General features: G+C 33.2%; 12 protein-coding genes. 5 read left to right on the top strand and 7 right to left on the bottom strand.

The features are described 5' to 3' along the window. Positions 1–68 precede the first annotated feature (68 nt). Positions 69–611: a porin family protein gene (locus tag DK441_RS25670; protein WP_109853387.1), complete on the bottom strand. Its 543-nt coding sequence runs from the start codon at positions 609–611 to the stop codon at positions 69–71. A gap of 172 nt (positions 612–783) precedes the next feature. Between DK441_RS25670 and DK441_RS25665 the strand changes: the two genes are divergently transcribed. After that, positions 784–2,352, top strand: coding sequence for an NAD(P)/FAD-dependent oxidoreductase (locus tag DK441_RS25665; protein WP_109853386.1), 1,569 nt, complete (start codon positions 784–786; stop codon positions 2,350–2,352). Here the strand turns inward: DK441_RS25665 and DK441_RS25660 are convergent. The 4 genes from DK441_RS25660 to DK441_RS25645 all read right to left on the bottom strand — a co-directional run bounded on the left by DK441_RS25660 (position 2,349) and on the right by DK441_RS25645 (position 7,937). Beyond that, the gene (locus DK441_RS25660; protein ID WP_109853385.1) at positions 2,349–3,557 is read right to left on the bottom strand and encodes an ATP-binding protein; all 1,209 of its coding nucleotides are present in this window, start codon (positions 3,555–3,557) and stop codon (positions 2,349–2,351) included. The two genes, DK441_RS25665 and DK441_RS25660, sit on opposite strands and share 4 nt — an antisense overlap. A gap of 187 nt (positions 3,558–3,744) precedes the next feature. Further along, the gene (locus tag DK441_RS25655; RefSeq protein ID WP_109853384.1) at positions 3,745–5,547 is read right to left on the bottom strand and encodes a cytochrome-c peroxidase; all 1,803 of its coding nucleotides are present in this window, start codon (positions 5,545–5,547) and stop codon (positions 3,745–3,747) included. 4 nt (positions 5,548–5,551) lie between these two features. Next, positions 5,552–7,021 (bottom strand): phosphatase, encoded by a 1,470-nt coding sequence (locus DK441_RS25650; RefSeq protein ID WP_109853383.1) that lies wholly within the window; start codon positions 7,019–7,021, stop codon positions 5,552–5,554. 142 nt (positions 7,022–7,163) lie between these two features. Continuing rightward, positions 7,164–7,937, bottom strand: coding sequence for a TIGR02757 family protein (locus DK441_RS25645; protein WP_109853382.1), 774 nt, complete (start codon positions 7,935–7,937; stop codon positions 7,164–7,166). A gap of 255 nt (positions 7,938–8,192) precedes the next feature. On the opposite strand from DK441_RS25645, the gene DK441_RS25640 reads away from it, so the two are divergent. From DK441_RS25640 to DK441_RS25630, 3 genes are all read left to right on the top strand, one after another. Then, positions 8,193–9,251 carry an AraC family transcriptional regulator gene (locus tag DK441_RS25640; RefSeq protein WP_109853381.1) on the top strand — a complete coding sequence of 353 codons (1,059 nt, stop codon included), beginning with the start codon at positions 8,193–8,195 and terminating at the stop codon, positions 9,249–9,251. A 559-nt stretch (positions 9,252–9,810) separates the two neighbouring features. Then, complete coding sequence (locus DK441_RS25635) at positions 9,811–10,653, top strand: M57 family metalloprotease (RefSeq protein WP_109853380.1); 843 nt, start codon at positions 9,811–9,813, stop codon at positions 10,651–10,653. A gap of 698 nt (positions 10,654–11,351) precedes the next feature. Next, positions 11,352–12,185, top strand: coding sequence for a M57 family metalloprotease (locus DK441_RS25630; RefSeq protein ID WP_109853379.1), 834 nt, complete (start codon positions 11,352–11,354; stop codon positions 12,183–12,185). Positions 12,186–12,318: 133 nt separating this feature from the next. On the opposite strand, the gene DK441_RS25625 is transcribed toward DK441_RS25630, so the two are convergent. Both DK441_RS25625 and DK441_RS25620 read right to left on the bottom strand, forming a co-directional pair. After that, positions 12,319–12,981 (bottom strand): ABC transporter ATP-binding protein, encoded by a 663-nt coding sequence (locus DK441_RS25625; protein WP_025665567.1) that lies wholly within the window; start codon positions 12,979–12,981, stop codon positions 12,319–12,321. A 55-nt stretch (positions 12,982–13,036) separates the two neighbouring features. Continuing rightward, entirely contained in the window at positions 13,037–15,472 is a 2,436-nt protein-coding gene (locus DK441_RS25620) for a DUF5916 domain-containing protein (RefSeq protein ID WP_109853378.1), read from the bottom strand. 143 nt (positions 15,473–15,615) lie between these two features. Here DK441_RS25620 and msrA point away from each other — a divergent pair, with 143 nt between their 5' ends. After that, positions 15,616–16,167: a peptide-methionine (S)-S-oxide reductase MsrA gene (msrA, locus tag DK441_RS25615; RefSeq protein WP_109853377.1), complete on the top strand. Its 552-nt coding sequence runs from the start codon at positions 15,616–15,618 to the stop codon at positions 16,165–16,167. Positions 16,168–16,174 lie beyond the last annotated feature (7 nt).

Genomic DNA, 16,174 nt, shown 5'->3' with positions numbered 1-16,174 from the left:
CATTATTTTTTATGTCTAAAAAAAGCGGAAGTAAAACTTCCGCTCTTTCTATATAAATCTTTTTTTTACTAAAAGATATAGTATCCAACAGAAACTTGAAATACAGAATTTTTAGCTTCTACATTATCTACAATATCAGTAAATCCAATATTATATCGTAATTGACCGAAAAAAGAACCAAATTCTACTCCGGCACCTACAGCTGCACTTAGATCAAAACTTTCTGGATCAGTACCACCATTAAAATTATCATTAACTATAAAACCAAATTGAGGTCCTGCTTCTACACTAAAAAGTTTAGCGAATTTAAATTTTACCAAAACAGGAAGGTTTAAATAATCAACATCAATATCTTGATCTATACCAAAGGCTTTAAATTTTGCCCCTTGAGCAGAATATATAAGTTCTGGTTGTACAGCAAACATATCTGATAATCCAATTTGAACTACAGCACCAATATGATATCCTGTACGTGCATCCAAACTGTTATAACCGTCCCCATTTAATGTAGCAAAGTTTACCCCACCTTTAAAACCAAGTTTGATGTCCTGTGCATTTGAAGAAATTGAAAAACCGATTACCGCAATTGCTAATAAAAAAAGCTTTTTCATAATTGTAAATTTAAGGTTTGTTTGAGGTCAAAGATAGGGACTAATATCTTAAGAAAAGGTTAAATCTAGAAAGATTCAGCTTGTTTGCTAGTATTATTTTGATGTTTTTTAGGTGTTATTTTGAAACAAAGAAAGTTGTATCTTCGCCCTAAATTCAAAACCTAAGCTAAGATTGCAATACGAATTCACGATACAAGTTTCACCAGAAATTGCGGCACATCCCGATCAATTAAAAAGTAAGGTAGCACATAAAAATGGAATCCCTTCTGATGAAATTAGGCATATTCAGGTTTTAAAACGTTCTATAGATGCTCGACAACGGGCAATTAAGGTCAATTTGAAGCTAAAAGTATATGTACAGGAAGACTATATAGATCAACCCATTGTATTACCAGAATATCCAGATGTTTCTAATGCACCAGAGGTAGTTATCATTGGAGCCGGCCCTGCAGGCCTGTTTGCAGCACTACGCTGTATTGAATTGGGTTGTAAACCCATTGTTTTAGAACGAGGAAAAGATGTACAGGCACGTCGTAGAGATCTTAAAGCTATTACCAGAGATCACATTGTTAACGAAGATTCTAATTATTGCTTTGGAGAGGGTGGAGCAGGAACATATAGTGATGGTAAATTATATACCCGGTCTAAGAAAAGAGGAGATGTATATCGTATTTTAGAGCTTTTGGTTGGGTTTGGAGCTACCGATCAAATTTTGATAGAGGCACATCCACATATTGGGACAAATAAATTACCTGGTATTATAACTGCAATACGAGAGAAAATTGTTGAAAGAGGAGGAGAAGTACATTTTGATACTCGTGTAATTGATTTTGAAATTAGAAATTCTGAAATCAATGGAGTCACTCTATTGGATGGGAGTACTATTGCTACTAATAAAGTTATTCTGGCCACAGGACATTCTGCAAGAGATATATTTACGCTATTGTATGATAAACAAATAGAAATCGAAGCAAAACCATTTGCTTTGGGAGTACGAGTAGAACACCCGCAAAAACTCATAGACCAGATTCAGTATTCTTGTGAAATTCGAGGACCTTATCTACCTCCTTCACCATATAGTATTGTAAAACAGGTAAAAGGCAGAGGAATGTATTCTTTTTGTATGTGTCCCGGCGGTGTGATTGCTCCCTGCGCTACCAGCCCAGGAGAAGTGGTTACAAATGGATGGTCTCCTTCTAAAAGGGATCAACCTACCGCCAATAGTGGTATTGTTATAGAATTACGGATAGAAGATTTTAAGGAATTTTCTAAATATGGTCCTTTATCGGGGATGTATTTTCAGAAATATATAGAGCAGCACGCATGGCAAGTAGGAGGGAAGACTCAAAAGGTTCCTGCACAAAGATTAGTAGATATGGTTGAAGGAAGAATATCAACAAATCTTCCGGAAACTTCGTATAAACCAGGTTTAACATCTGCTGATATGGGTGTAGTGTTTCCCAAATTTATTCATCAAATATTACAAGATGGTTTTAAAGCATTTGGTAAAAGCATGAAAGGATATCTTACCAATGATGCTGTGGTGCATGCTCCCGAGTCCAGAACATCATCACCTGTTCGTATTCCCAGAGACTGGAAAACATTAGAACATACACAAATTAAAGGATTATATCCTTGTGGTGAAGGAGCAGGGTACGCCGGAGGTATAATTTCTGCAGCTATCGACGGTGAAAAATGTGCTCAGGCTTGTGTCGCAAAAATACTATCTAAAACAGTTTAAATAGATTTCTTTATAGAGAACTCAAAAGTGGTCTGAATTTTTTCTTTAGAAGATACTTTAATATCCCCCCCTAGGTTCTTAACTAATTTTTCTACCGTAGAAAGTCCAATACCATTACCTTTATTACCACTTCTATCTGTAGTATTAGCGGTAGTGAAAAGCTCAAAAATAGTATCTAACTTATCACTTGGAATTCCCATTCCATTATCTGTTATTCTGAAATAGTAGAAATTTTCATCTTCGTTAGTTTCTATTGATATAATGATCTGATTTTTGTCATTATATTTAATACTATTTCCGATAAGATTAAAGAAAATTTGTTTTAATGCTAGTTTATTACATTGTATGATTGGATCTTCTTCTGGGAAATAGATAGTAAAATCCGGTTTCATCGTAAGTAAATCAACAATTTTACTCAATAGATGGTTTAAGTAAAATTCTTCGGGTTCATTATGTATTAAACTTTCACTCTCATAATGATCAAGTACATCACTAATATAACTACTCATAGAGAAAGAAGAAGTTTTGATATAATCAAAATATTCTAAACTTTCATTATCGAGTTTATCTTCCAGTTTAAGTTTTAACAAATCTGTAGATGTAATAACATTGGCTAATGGCATTTTGAGATCATGCGATATCACTCTAGCAAATTCCCTTAAAGATTCGTTATGTTTTTTTAACTTGTTTTGAATTATTTGAAGATCATTATTCTTTTTGTTAAGCTCGAAAAGAATAATCACCTGCTTTGCCAGAGCGTTAAGGGATTCTAGTTGTTTATTAGAGAGCTCTCTGGGAACACTATCCATCACACATAAGGATCCCAAAGCAAACCCATCTTTATCTATCAAAGGAATTCCGACATAAAAAATAATAGATTTTTCTTCTAGAATAATTGGATTATCATTAAAACGCTTATCTTCTCGGGTATCTTTAATTATTAAAGGAGCATGAGGTTGTAAAACAACATGAGAGCAAAGTGAATTATTACGAGGAGTCTCACACGTTTCTAAACCGTGTTTAGACTTAAACCATTGTCTATCATTGTCTACCAATGAGATTAGCGCCATATCTGTTTCACAGATATACGCGGCAAGAGCAGTAATTTCATCAAACTCCTTCTGTGATTCGGTATCCAGAATGTCTAATGATTTTAAAGCTTCTAACCTAAAGTTTTCGTTTATGGGTATAGCATTCGATATCATCCTCTTACAAAGAATTGATTTATATAAGAATCAATTCCTAATAAAATTAACAAAAATAACCCAGATATTACGAATTAATTAGCATCACATAACAATTTTACGTGATAACCGTAATATGGCTCAAAAAAGACATGCGACCATTTATACCCCAATTAGTGAGTGGGTTAATAGCAATCAAATGCTTTTTTTAATAGGTTTCAATATCATCTTCTAATGTATGTATAAACGAAATAATATCTTCTATTTCCTGATTAGTGAGGTGTAACGGATCGGGAGGTAAGGTTTGATATTCATTCTGGATACCAATACCAATACCGCCTCCACGGTTATAAAAATCCATAACATCTTCTAGAGTAGTATATACTCCGTTATGCATATAAGGAGCTGTTTTTCCAGCATTTCTAACCGTGGGAGTCTTAAAAAAATGTTTCCTTTCGGGGGTTTTATACACATAATACCTCCCTAAATCTGCACTAATAGTAGCATTAATAGTGTCATTTTGTTCTGGAACTCCGATTAATTCGATTTCTGATTCTCTATAGTTAGGAGGCACAGTACCATTAAAAATAGGAGCAAAATGACATGTAGCACATTTGGCTTTACCATTAAAAAGATTAAAACCATTAATTTCATTTTTAGTAAGCGTATTCTCCAGAGTATTTATGTTTCTATCAAATTTAGAGTTAAAAGGCGCTAAACTTCTTATATAACTGGCTATAGCATTCCTAATTTCGGCATTACCAGTTTTTTGGTTTTTAAAAATTTCGGCAAAACTTTTTGTGTATGTACTATCTTGTGTAACAACTTGTCTCAGCGTTTCTAAATCTGTATGAAATTCATTTTCATTTTCTATCACAGCAATGATCTGACCTTCTAAACTACCGGCTCTTTTATCATAGAAAAATGCTTTTTGTAGGCCAGCATATAATAAAGTAGGGGTATTACGTGTAACTTTTGCGCCAATTTTTAACCCATCTGTAAATGCTTTATCCGGATGATGACAGGTTGCACAACTCATTTTTTTATTTGAAGATAAGTTAGTATCGTAAAATAACTTTTTTCCTAATGCTATTTTTTCTGAAGTCATTTCTCCAGAATTTCTATCAGCAAAATAAGTGTGATTATAAGTATCCTTAGAAAAAAGAGAAGTAGCATCATTTTTTATTGCTAACTCAAAAGGAAAGCTCACACGCCAATCATCTACAACCTGATTCCATAATTCTAATTGTTTATGCGTATGATTTTTAATAAAATGATATCGATCAAACGTATTAAAATTAGCATTTAGATCTTTAATTGACGCGTCTATTTCCTGATTCCATTTTTTTAAAAGCGCTACGTCGTTAAATTCATTTTTAAAGATAGATAAATAAGTCTTTAAACTTTGGTATACTATTTTAGACTCTTCTAAAGAATTTTCTAAGACAGGAGAATCAAAACCTGTTACTCCTGTAAGTGCAATTTGAACTATTGATTTTCTAAATAGCCATAAAAAATGATATGTCTTTAGGTGATTAAAACTGATATTTTTCCTAATTAATTTTAACCTATTTGATACCAGATTTAAGTGTCTGTTCACAAGCACAGCATTCATTTCTTCTATAAAAATCTCTTCTTCGAGAACTTGATATCCACTTGGTTGTTTAGTTTTTATATCGGTAAAGTCATCTTCTTCAACTTTCAAAATATTAGGTTGATTTAAGAAGCCATAGTTTTCAATATCCAGAGAAGCCAAAATGGGTTCAGTTTTTTTGAAATACTTCCTGGATTGAAGAAAATGCTTTTTGACATTACTCGTATCCGTTTTAGCGCTATCCAGGTGATTAATTGCCATAGTAATATCGGTTATGAATTGTTCTTTCATTTGGATATTGAATGGTGTTTTTTCTGTTTTTACTTCTTTCTTTTCTGAACAAGAAGAAAAAATACCGAATATGATAAAGAGGCTTATCACAAAATAAGCCTCTTTGTTGTATTTAAATAAAACCATATGTTTATCGTTCTAAACCTTTAATTACATAAAGCATACTACCTTCTTTACGACTATTTGCTACATCAGGGTTTGCTGTAGGATCGGTAAAAGGTGTTCCGTCTGCTCTTTCCCATCCATGATTTTGAGTAATCATAAGAAAAGTTTCATCAACACCGATAACGTCTGATATATCAATCATACCTGTTATTTCCCATATCTTATTTAAACTACCGTATCCAGATGCTGCTGCTTTAGGCTGATCACATTCTAATACTACTTTTAATTCTCCGGTGTTTAAATTGTATTGATATAATCTCGAATAATGATTTGCTGCAGGTTTAAAATCTTGAATCCCATTTGGATCTTCTTGTATGTAAGCGTAGTTTTTGGTTACCAAAATATTATCAGGACTGTGAAAAGCTTCGGCAGTACCACCAATTTTGTCACCATCTAATACACAAGTTATTTTACCAGGGCCATATGGATTTCTATGATTTAGTTCTACTTTGTAAATTCTCCCAGAACGTGTTCCTTTTCCTACTAATCCAGGTTTATCCCTTCCTGTTACAGCAAAGTATACTTCTTGGTTATTCTTTCTGCTACGCCCTCTTCTCCAATCTATATCTTCTAATCTAGAAAATCCCATTACTCCTTTTTCTTTAGCTTCGGCATCTAATAAATCAATATCTTTTTCGGTTAATTCTACAAACTCCATATCATAAGAAATTCCTTCTTTCATATCTACCTCATAAGTTACTCCTGGAGAGGTTACTTTCAACCCGTATAATTTACCTCCTTCAAGATCACCTTGTCTGCCAACATACATTCCTAATTGCCCCGAAGGAACTTCGTTATTACTATTATCATCACCAATAAAAACGACAGTTTTACCCGGATATGCACGTCTGCTTAGCGCTACAGCATTCTCGGTAGACCATTGCCCTAGTGCAGGTAACATTCTGGGAGCAGAAGCTTCTGATGCATTCTTATATGGGTTAGTTGCAAAAACACCTTTAGAATTTCCTCCCCATTCACCACCAGAAAGATATAAAGGGCCGAAACCATGTATAGACGGGGTAATTAGTGAACCAGAACACTGGGCAGTATTTGCTGTGGCCACAGCATTAAGGATATGTTCTCCTTTAATTGGTTTAAAAGTTTCGTCTAATGTGATTCTGGCAACAGAATAATCTGCTTCTATATTATTAATTAAAGTAAATGTTCCGTTTTTATTACGAAGTAATCCTGCACCATCTGCCATAGAACCGTAGGTGAAATCAGGAATATAGGTGTCTTCAGAAGAAAGCAGATTGTATATTTCTATATCAGAAAATTCGGGAGTTTTTTCTAATAAAACAGGAGAAATAGAATGATTTTTTAGTTCAATTTTTCCTGTTGGAGGCTTAGTAGGACCTCCTGTGTAATCGTCTAGGTTGCAGGAAGCCAATAGTAATGCAGCACCTAGAGAGGCAGTAATAAGATAATTTTTCATGATTGTGTGGATTTTTGTTTCCACAAATTTAGCTTAAGGCATACCTCAACAACTTTATGAAGATGTTTTATGTTTATTAAAGAAATATCATCTAAATGTTTAGAATGTAAAGTTAAGATTACTCTTTAGAATGGTTCTAAACTTAAAATTTTTCAAAAACTCCAAGTCCAAATAATGCGTAATCATACTTAACCGGGTCTATGGGATCTAAGCTCCTCAGTTTTGTATCAAGCTCTAACAATGCTTTTCCATCATTTTGTTTGCGTGTAAGCAATCCCAATTTGCGAGCAACGTTTCCCGAGTGCACGTCTAAGGGGCATGATAATTGAGCAGGAGAGAGATTACGCCAAATACCTAAATCAACTCCGGCAGAAGCATCCCTTACCATCCACCGTAGAAACATATTGATTCGTTTGGCAGCAGAGTTTTTATGAGGGTCACTAACATGTTTTTCTGTTCTAATCGGATGCGGTAAGGAAAAGAATTCTTTTTTAAAGTTATGAATTGCGGTCTGAAAGTTGTCTTCTTCTTTATACAATTTAAAAAAAGCTTCCATATCATCATATTTAGTATACATATGCCGTAGTGCTGTGATGAAGTAGGAGAGATCAATACTATTAAAAGTTCTATGTACAAAACCATTAAAATCTTCAAGATTTATCTCGGTATGATTCATTATAAAATCATATGGGCTATTCCCTAAAAGTGACATTAATTTGTGAGAATTGGTTAATATGCTTTTTCGGTTCCCCCAGGAAATAGTGGCAGTAAGAAATCCTGAGATTTCAATATCTTCTTTCTCAGTATATAGATGAGGAATCTGTACCGGATCTGTTTCAATAAATTTTGGTTGTTCGTAGTAAAAAGCCTTTTCATCCAGAAAATCTTTGAGTTCGATTTGGTTAAATTTCTTCACGGGGATATAGTATCATTTTATTGTTTTATCATCAGCAAAGATGATAATTTTAATAAATATCTATTAATATTTAAGAAAAAGGTTAAATAAAATACAGATTTGAGTTTTGTGTACAATAAATTTATGTGTTAAAAAGTTTATCTATTTTAATACCATTAACAAGATAGTTTTTATTATGTTACAAGACATATAGGCATTTCTGTTGATCTATATTAATAACAGTCAGTGGTTTTTTGTTATTTAAAGATTCTTGAGATGAAAATTATAGATTATTTATTTTTAATAAGTGGCTTACAAACGTTAGTTATTACTATTATTCTTCTTTTTTACCGATCTAAAAAAGTACATATTAATAGATATCTGGGATTGTTTTTTGTTACTTTATGTGTTGAGATGTCAATGTATTTTGTTTTTAAATATGTGAGACATCCTGCTGTTTATTATCACCCACTTCGATTTAACTTGTTAAGTATGAGTTTTTTGTTCTTCTATGCAGTAGAAACGGCAGGAATTTATATAAAGCGAAAATTTTATTACTATATCCCTGCAATCATAGAGTTCTTATTTTTGTCAGTATTTTTTCTTTTAGTACTGCAAAACCCAGAAATACATACCACTTTAAAAGAAACGTATTTTGGCAAAATAATGAACATTGTTGGCGGTATCTATATCGTAACGATGTCTGTTATGATTATTAAAATTAATAATAAACATAAAAAACAATTACCTTATCATTATGAAATCACCAAAAACAAATCATTAAATTGGTTAACTGTTTTTTGTATTATCTGTATCCTTTTTAATCTTTCGGGGAACTCATTGAACTTTTTTATTAGTGAAAAGTCTTATAGGTATTTGATGAATACTATTCTTTTACTTTCTCTCTATTATGTTACCATTGCGAGTCTGGTACAGGTTAATATTATAAATATGATTTCTCCCAAAGTAGAAGAAAAAGAAACTAAGGCAGAATTAGAAAATATTGTAAAGATTATTGAAGAATATATGATGGAAACCAAAGCATATTTAAATCCTTCAATTACCTTAAAAACATTCGCCAAAGAGATAAAGTTGCCAGAAAGGCTAATTTCTAAAGCAATTAATAAGATAGAACACAAAAATTTCAATAATTATATCAATTATTATAGGATAGAGGAATTTAAACAGCTTTTGTCTATGGATAGACATAAAAAATTTAGCATTTCTGCAATAGCTAATGAGGTAGGTTTTAATTCTAGAGCATCTTTTTACAAAAATTTCAAAGATATTGTTGGAGTCTCCCCTTCATCATATGCAAAAAACGCAGATGACTGATTATCTTATTTTTATATGTTTATTATTATGATTTAAGACATCCTATATCATGTTAGGGGACACCTGTTTGTTGATTTGTGCGTTTTTTTTTTTGAATTTAGCATCAACTAATTTTACACAAACAATCGACTTATTATGAAAACACTATTCAACAGTATTCCAATTCTAGTTACCTATACAAACTAAAGAATTTATTAAAGGTAAATCATAGATTATATAATTGATTTCTACAAAGTTATAAACCGGATTTTTTTTAAATATAATTTTAGGATTCTTAGGGATCATTTTGAAAGCCTAAAAGTTGAGATTTAAAATTTCTTATTGAGTGAGTGACAATCAAAAAACTTTCCAAATTTTGATTCATACGAGGTCTTTTTAACCTCATCCGGTTTATGCTTTGTTGTTTGGCTATAGCCTAAATAGCCTTATTTAGAACAATACAGAATGCATATTCTTAATTGTATTAAGATTTCAAAGTTCTTAATATCTATTTTTTTAATCGAGATGATAGAAAACCTTTTGGTTTTTGTTGACTCACACAAATTAACAAACTTAAAATATGAAAACTATCAAATTATTAGCGCTAAGCGCTATAGTCGCGGGGTGCATTACTTCTTGTCAAAAAGAAGAAGTTACCGCAGAAGTAAACGAAATGAATAATACTCCTACAAAAGAACAACTTCTTAAGTTAGAAAGCATGGGAGTTAATACAGAAGATGTATCTATAAAATCGGTAACCGACCTGGATGGAAGTAGTGCAGACTACTTTGTTAATGGTACAGATCTAGGAATACCAGTTGCCGGACTTGCAGATCAGCCAAGCTTAGGGGTTATGGATAACGGAATGAAGCAGTATAGAACAAGAAACCTTGTTTCTAGTAATAACCGTACAATTAATGTATTGGGTTATACAGGTGGTGGTGGTAATGGACTGTCAAATACAGGAAGACAGGCATTACAGAGAGCTGTTAATAGATACAATAGTTTAAATACTTCTCTTAACATGAGACTTACTTTTGGTACCAATTACCAGGCTGCTGATTTAGTAGTATACGTAAGAAGTGACTTAGGAGCTGGCGGATTAGCGGGATTTCCTTCTGGTGGAAGACCATACAAGTGGGCGAGAATCGGGCCTAGTGTTAAAAATAGAGGAGTTGCGTATACTCAACATGTTATTGCTCATGAAATGGGGCATTGTATAGGATTACGTCATACAGATTGGCAGCGAAGAGTATGTGATGGTAGACCGGAAGGTCAAGGTGCAGATGGAGCTATTCATATTCCTGGAACTCCAACTGGAGTGGATATCACATCTTTGATGATTTCTTGTCCAGCGCAAGGAAACCCTCAAAATGGGACTCTAAATAGAAATGACGTTACTGCATTGGAGTACATGTATTAATATAAAGTTATTAAGAACTTTGATTTTTTTTAGAATGGGCTGCCTGAAAAGGCAGTCTTTTCGTGTTTTAATTTGTTTCCCTTTTCATAAGTTTATTGTAATTGATCAAAACGCTTCTACCTCTTATTTTTACTATGTTTAGTGCTTTTTTATGAATGTCTTCAATCGTGATTTAGGATGTCTTAAATCACGATTAAAGACATCTAATTATTGATTTGAGTTCTTTTTTTGTGGAATTTAGCATCAACTAATTTACACAAACATTCAACTTATGAAAACACTATTCAACAGTATTCCAGTTTTGTTTTTACTAATGTAAGCAATAGTCTATAGGATAGCTATAGATTAAATTCTTGGTTGCTACAAAGTTATAAACCGGAATATTTTTTTTAAATATAATTTTAGGATTCTTAGGGACCATTTTGAAAACCTAAAAGTTGAGATTTAAAAATTCTTATTGAGGAACAATCAAAAAGTAACTTTCCAAATTTTGATTCATATGAGGTCGTTTTAGCCTCTATCCGGTTTATACTTTGTTGTTTAGCGATATGCTTAAACAGCTTCATTTAGAACAATACAGATTACATACTCTAACTAGTATTAAGATTTCAAGGTTCTTAATACCTAATTTTTTTAATCGAGATGATAGAAAACCTTTTGGTTTTTGTTGACTCACACAAATTAACAAACTTAATAATATGAAAACTATCAAATTATTAGCGCTTAGCGCTATCGTGGCAGGATGCATTACTTCTTGTCAAAAAGAAGAAGTTGCTGCAGAAGTAAATGAAATAAATAATACTCCTACAAAAGAACAACTTCTTAAGTTAGAAAGCATGGGGGTTAATACAAATAATGTGACTGTTAAAACGGTTACAGATTTGGATGGGAGTAGTGAAGACTACTTCGTTAATGGTACAGATCTAGGAATACCAGTTGCAGGACTTGCAGACCAGCCAAGCCTGGAGGCCTTGGATAATGGAATGAAGCAATATAGAACAAGAAATCTTGTTTCTCTCCGTACAATCACAGTATTAGGATACACAGGTGGTGGTGGTAATGGATTAAACCAAGCTGCACAAGAAGGTTTAAGACAAGCGGTAAACAGCTATAACAGTTTAGGGTTAACGATTAGAATGAGTCTTAGTTTTGGTACTAATTATCAAGCAGCAGATATAGTAGTTTATGTACGTGGAGACCTAGGTGCTGGTGGATTAGCTGGATTTCCTTCAGGAGGAAGACCTTACAAGTGGGCAAGAATCGGACCTAGTGTAGGTAGTAGAGGTGTAACTTATTCTAAACATGTTATTGCTCACGAAATGGGGCACTGTATTGGTTTACGTCATACAGACTGGTTTGCTAGATCATGTGATAATGGTCAAAATGAAGGACAAGGACAAGATGGTGCTATTCATATCCCAGGAACTCCAACAGGCGTAGATAGATCATCAATCATGATTTCATGTGGAGCATTTGGAGCTACTGGTCGTTTTAGTAGTGGGGATGTAGCTGCTCTCCAATATATATACTAATATAAAATTATTAAGAACTTTGAAATTTATTAAGAAAAGGCTGTATAATTAATTATGCAGCCTTTTTATTTTTTTTGTCCCGTCCTGAAATAATATTCATAGTATAGATATGGTCTGTTATATGCCACCGGATTTACCCTACAATCTTACCATCTACCATAACCAGCTTTCTATCCGCCATATCGGCTAACTCTTGATTATGCGTTACAATAACAAAGGTTTGCCCAAATTCATCTCTAAGCTTAAAAAATAATTGATGTAAATTTTCTGCAGCTTCACTATCTAGATTTCCAGATGGCTCATCAGCAAAAATCACTTTTGGATTATTGATTAGTGCTCTGGCCACTGCAACTCGTTGTTGTTCTCCTCCCGACAATTCACTAGGTTTATGATCATATCGATGAGAAAGCCCTAAGAAATCTAAGAGTTCTTTGGCTCTTTTTTCTACCTTGGCTTTTGGAGTTTTTTTTATGAAAGCAGGAATACATACATTTTCTAGTGCAGTAAATTCTGGTAATAACTGGTGAAATTGAAAAATAAAACCAAGTTGTTCGTTTCTAAATTTTGAAAGCTGTTTCTGAGATAATGTATTAATATTGGATTCATTAATCGATAACTCACAGTCTTTTTTTTCGCTAACACGATCTAATGTCCCCAAAATTTGTAACAATGTCGTTTTTCCTGCACCAGAAGCACCAACGATAGAAACAATTTCTCCTTGTTTAATATGAAGATCTACCCCTTTAAGCACATGGAGGTCTCCATAATTTTTATGAATATTATTAGCTTTGATCATCCGTTTTCTATACTTGAAGGAGTGAAAGTAATCAATATCATTAGAATCCCCAAGATTATCCTTTAGAAGAACGCTTTAAATTATTCACATCAAGAAAATAGACCACTCTTAGCGATAGTGTATGCTTAATAGGTTTGTTAAACAAATTATCAAGGCTTTGTGTGTAATTTAAGGTAGATAACTCATCATCATTAAAAATTTGATTGCGATAGAGTAGAGTAGCTTCACTACCAGGAGCGAATCTCCAATTAAAACTTAAGTCCAGATTCCAAATGTTAAAATTGGTATTGGGATTATCTTCTGAAATATCATAATCAATTTGAGTTCTGGATCCGTTTTCGTTCAAAATGTAAAATACATTATCAGAATAATCAGCAGTACTCCAGAAGTTTCGGAAACGTAAATTTACAGCTTTGTATGGGTCAAAATTATAACTTGCACTTAGAGAGTTTTCTAGCGAAATAATATCTCGCTGTCCTAGAAATACATCTGTGCCATCATCATCAACATATCCAAAATTATTTGGGCGATTATAGTATTCTGATCTCCATATCACTAATAATTTATCAGAAAATCGATATCTGGGAGAAATTTCTATTCTATATATCTTTTGTCCATCACCAAACCATTGCCTTGTTCCGGCACTAATATCATAGGCGAACTTTTTTCGATAATCAGAAGAAACAAACATTCTACCACCAATACTTCGACTAAAAGTAACAAACCTTCCGTCTACACGAGGTTCAAAGTAGTTTTGATTTTTAGAGTTGTAAGATCCTCTTCCACCAAAACCAAATCGTTTTCTGGTCACAAAAAACCAATCTGCACCTATAGAATTTTGTGTTTGGATACTAGGATCATATAGTCGTCTATGTCTTGCAAAAACATTAATACGATAGGTATTAAATAATCCTTTAGGTTCAAAGATTTGGTAGGAAGCGCTTACTCTAAAATTATTAAAATTATTCCTGAAATTTACTCCTAAATCATTAATGTTGTACGTCGTATTTGCCAAATCATGGCCAAAACCATACCTAAATTTACCCTTAATACGATCAAAATCAAGCTCTGACGCAAAACCACCAATATTGTCTCCTGGAGAATTTACGTGACTAACCAAAGATCTTCCAGTCACGCGATAAGAGTTTGCCTTATTGGCAAGATTCCAAACCAACCCAGTTACATTTGCATTTCTAAACTTGCTACCACTACGAGTTACATTGGTATTAATTAAGGAAACAGAAGAATTTTTATTAAACTGTTGGTCCAACACAAAAATATTATAATTCGATATGGGTTCAACTATTTCTTTGCGAACAGCGCCAGTGATAGTGTCGGTAATTCGAATTTCTGTTTTTTCTGTAATCGCATTAAAAAAACCGATACCTAGGTTTCCTTTTGTTCTTCCCGAAATTTTTAAGGCATTAAGGAGATTTACTTTAGAAGGAGTATCTTCTGCAACTTCATTTGTATTAAGGTCATCGTCTGATATAGATGTAGAGGGTTTACCACCAACTCTTCTGGAAAAGAAAATATTTCCTTTGTTAAATAATTCTGTACCTTCAGTAAAGAATTGCCTGTTTTCTCCAAAAGTTTGTTCGAACGGTCCTAAATTAAGACGAACTTCATCAAAAGCTGCTTGCCCAAAATCCGGGATTAGAGTTGCATCTAATGTAAAGCTATCACTTAACCCATATTTTACATCCATCCCTGCACTAAAATCAGTTTCGGTATCTCCATCAGAGTGTGATACCAGACCTTGTACAAATGGAAAAAAAGTAAGTCTTACAGGAGGGTTAACATTCTCTACGCCTTTAACCAAACCATTATATTGTGTACGTTGCCCAATTTTATTATCAATAAAGTTCCAGGTATGCGTCTGATTTCGACTCAGAGATCTTCTATAAAAGTTGATACTCCAATCCTGTATATCCACTTCTGGGAAACGTAATGCATTATATGGTATTTTAAACTCTGCATACCATCCTTGGTCATCAAAAGAAACTTTAGCATCAAAAACTACATTATAACTAAAATCTTCATTGAATTGATCTGCTCTAGCATCACCAATAGTACCAGCACTGGTGATATAAAAACGGGTTTCATTAACTCCATCATTGTAGGTGTTTATTGCGATACTAAAATGATCGGTCTGAACAAATATATCATCTCGCTGGCTAAATTGGCGTAATACTGTATCGGGTTGATCATCATATAAGTAGACACCAAAATAAACAGCTTTATTGTCATACGCCATTTTTACTTCAGATTGTATCTCTTTTGGTATTTCACCCTCGTTTCCGGGTTGCCACATCTGAAAATTACCATGAGCCGGAAGGGTTTTCCATACATCATCATCAAGAACACCATCAATTTTTGGAGGATTATTTATTCTTTCTGCTATAATTTCCTTTCTTTCTTGAGCAAAAGATTGTAATGTAATGAAAAGTAAAAGTATAGCATAAGCTTTTGAATGTAATTGTATATTCATAAAATTGTAATAAAAACCTTACTTTTTTGATTAGTTGCAAAACTAGGCTTGTATTAGGAGATGTGGTACTAACGAAAAGTTAAAAAGCAAAAAATAGAGTCGCATATATGTATTTTCGTTGAAAAAAAGACGACTAAATAGTTATGGAAGAAAATAATTTTGAAACAGCAGTATTTGCTGGCGGCTGTTTTTGGTGTACAGAAGCAGTTTTTCAGCGTTTAAAAGGAGTCGTGAAAGTGGTATCTGGGTATACAGGAGGATCAATTAAGAATCCCGCATACCGCGAAATAACAACAGGAAGAACGGGGCATGCCGAAGCAATTAAAATTGAATATGATCCCAAATGTATCGGCTATCAAGAATTACTTGAAGTGTTTTTTGCTACACATGATCCTACAACCTTAAATCGCCAGGGAGCAGATCGCGGCACACAATATCGAAGTGCTATCTTTTATATCAATGAACAACAGCAACAGACCGCAGAACAAGTAATTAGAACACTTGAGGATGAATCTGTTTTTGATAATCCCATTGTTACAGAGGTAACGGCATTAGGAGCATTTTATAATGCCGAAACATATCATCAGGATTATTATAACCAAAACAGTAGCCAGGGATATTGTCAATTTGTGATAAATCCAAAACTTAATAAATTAAATACTACCTTTAAAAACAAATTGAAAAAAGAAAAATAGAATTAAT

Origin of the sequence: Aquimarina sp. AU58 (assembly GCF_900312745.1) — a bacterium.
Taxonomy (GTDB): Bacteria; Bacteroidota; Bacteroidia; order Flavobacteriales; family Flavobacteriaceae; genus Aquimarina; species Aquimarina spinulae.
Note: the sequence above shows the minus strand (reverse complement) of the source record. Positions and strands in the feature narration are given on the sequence as shown.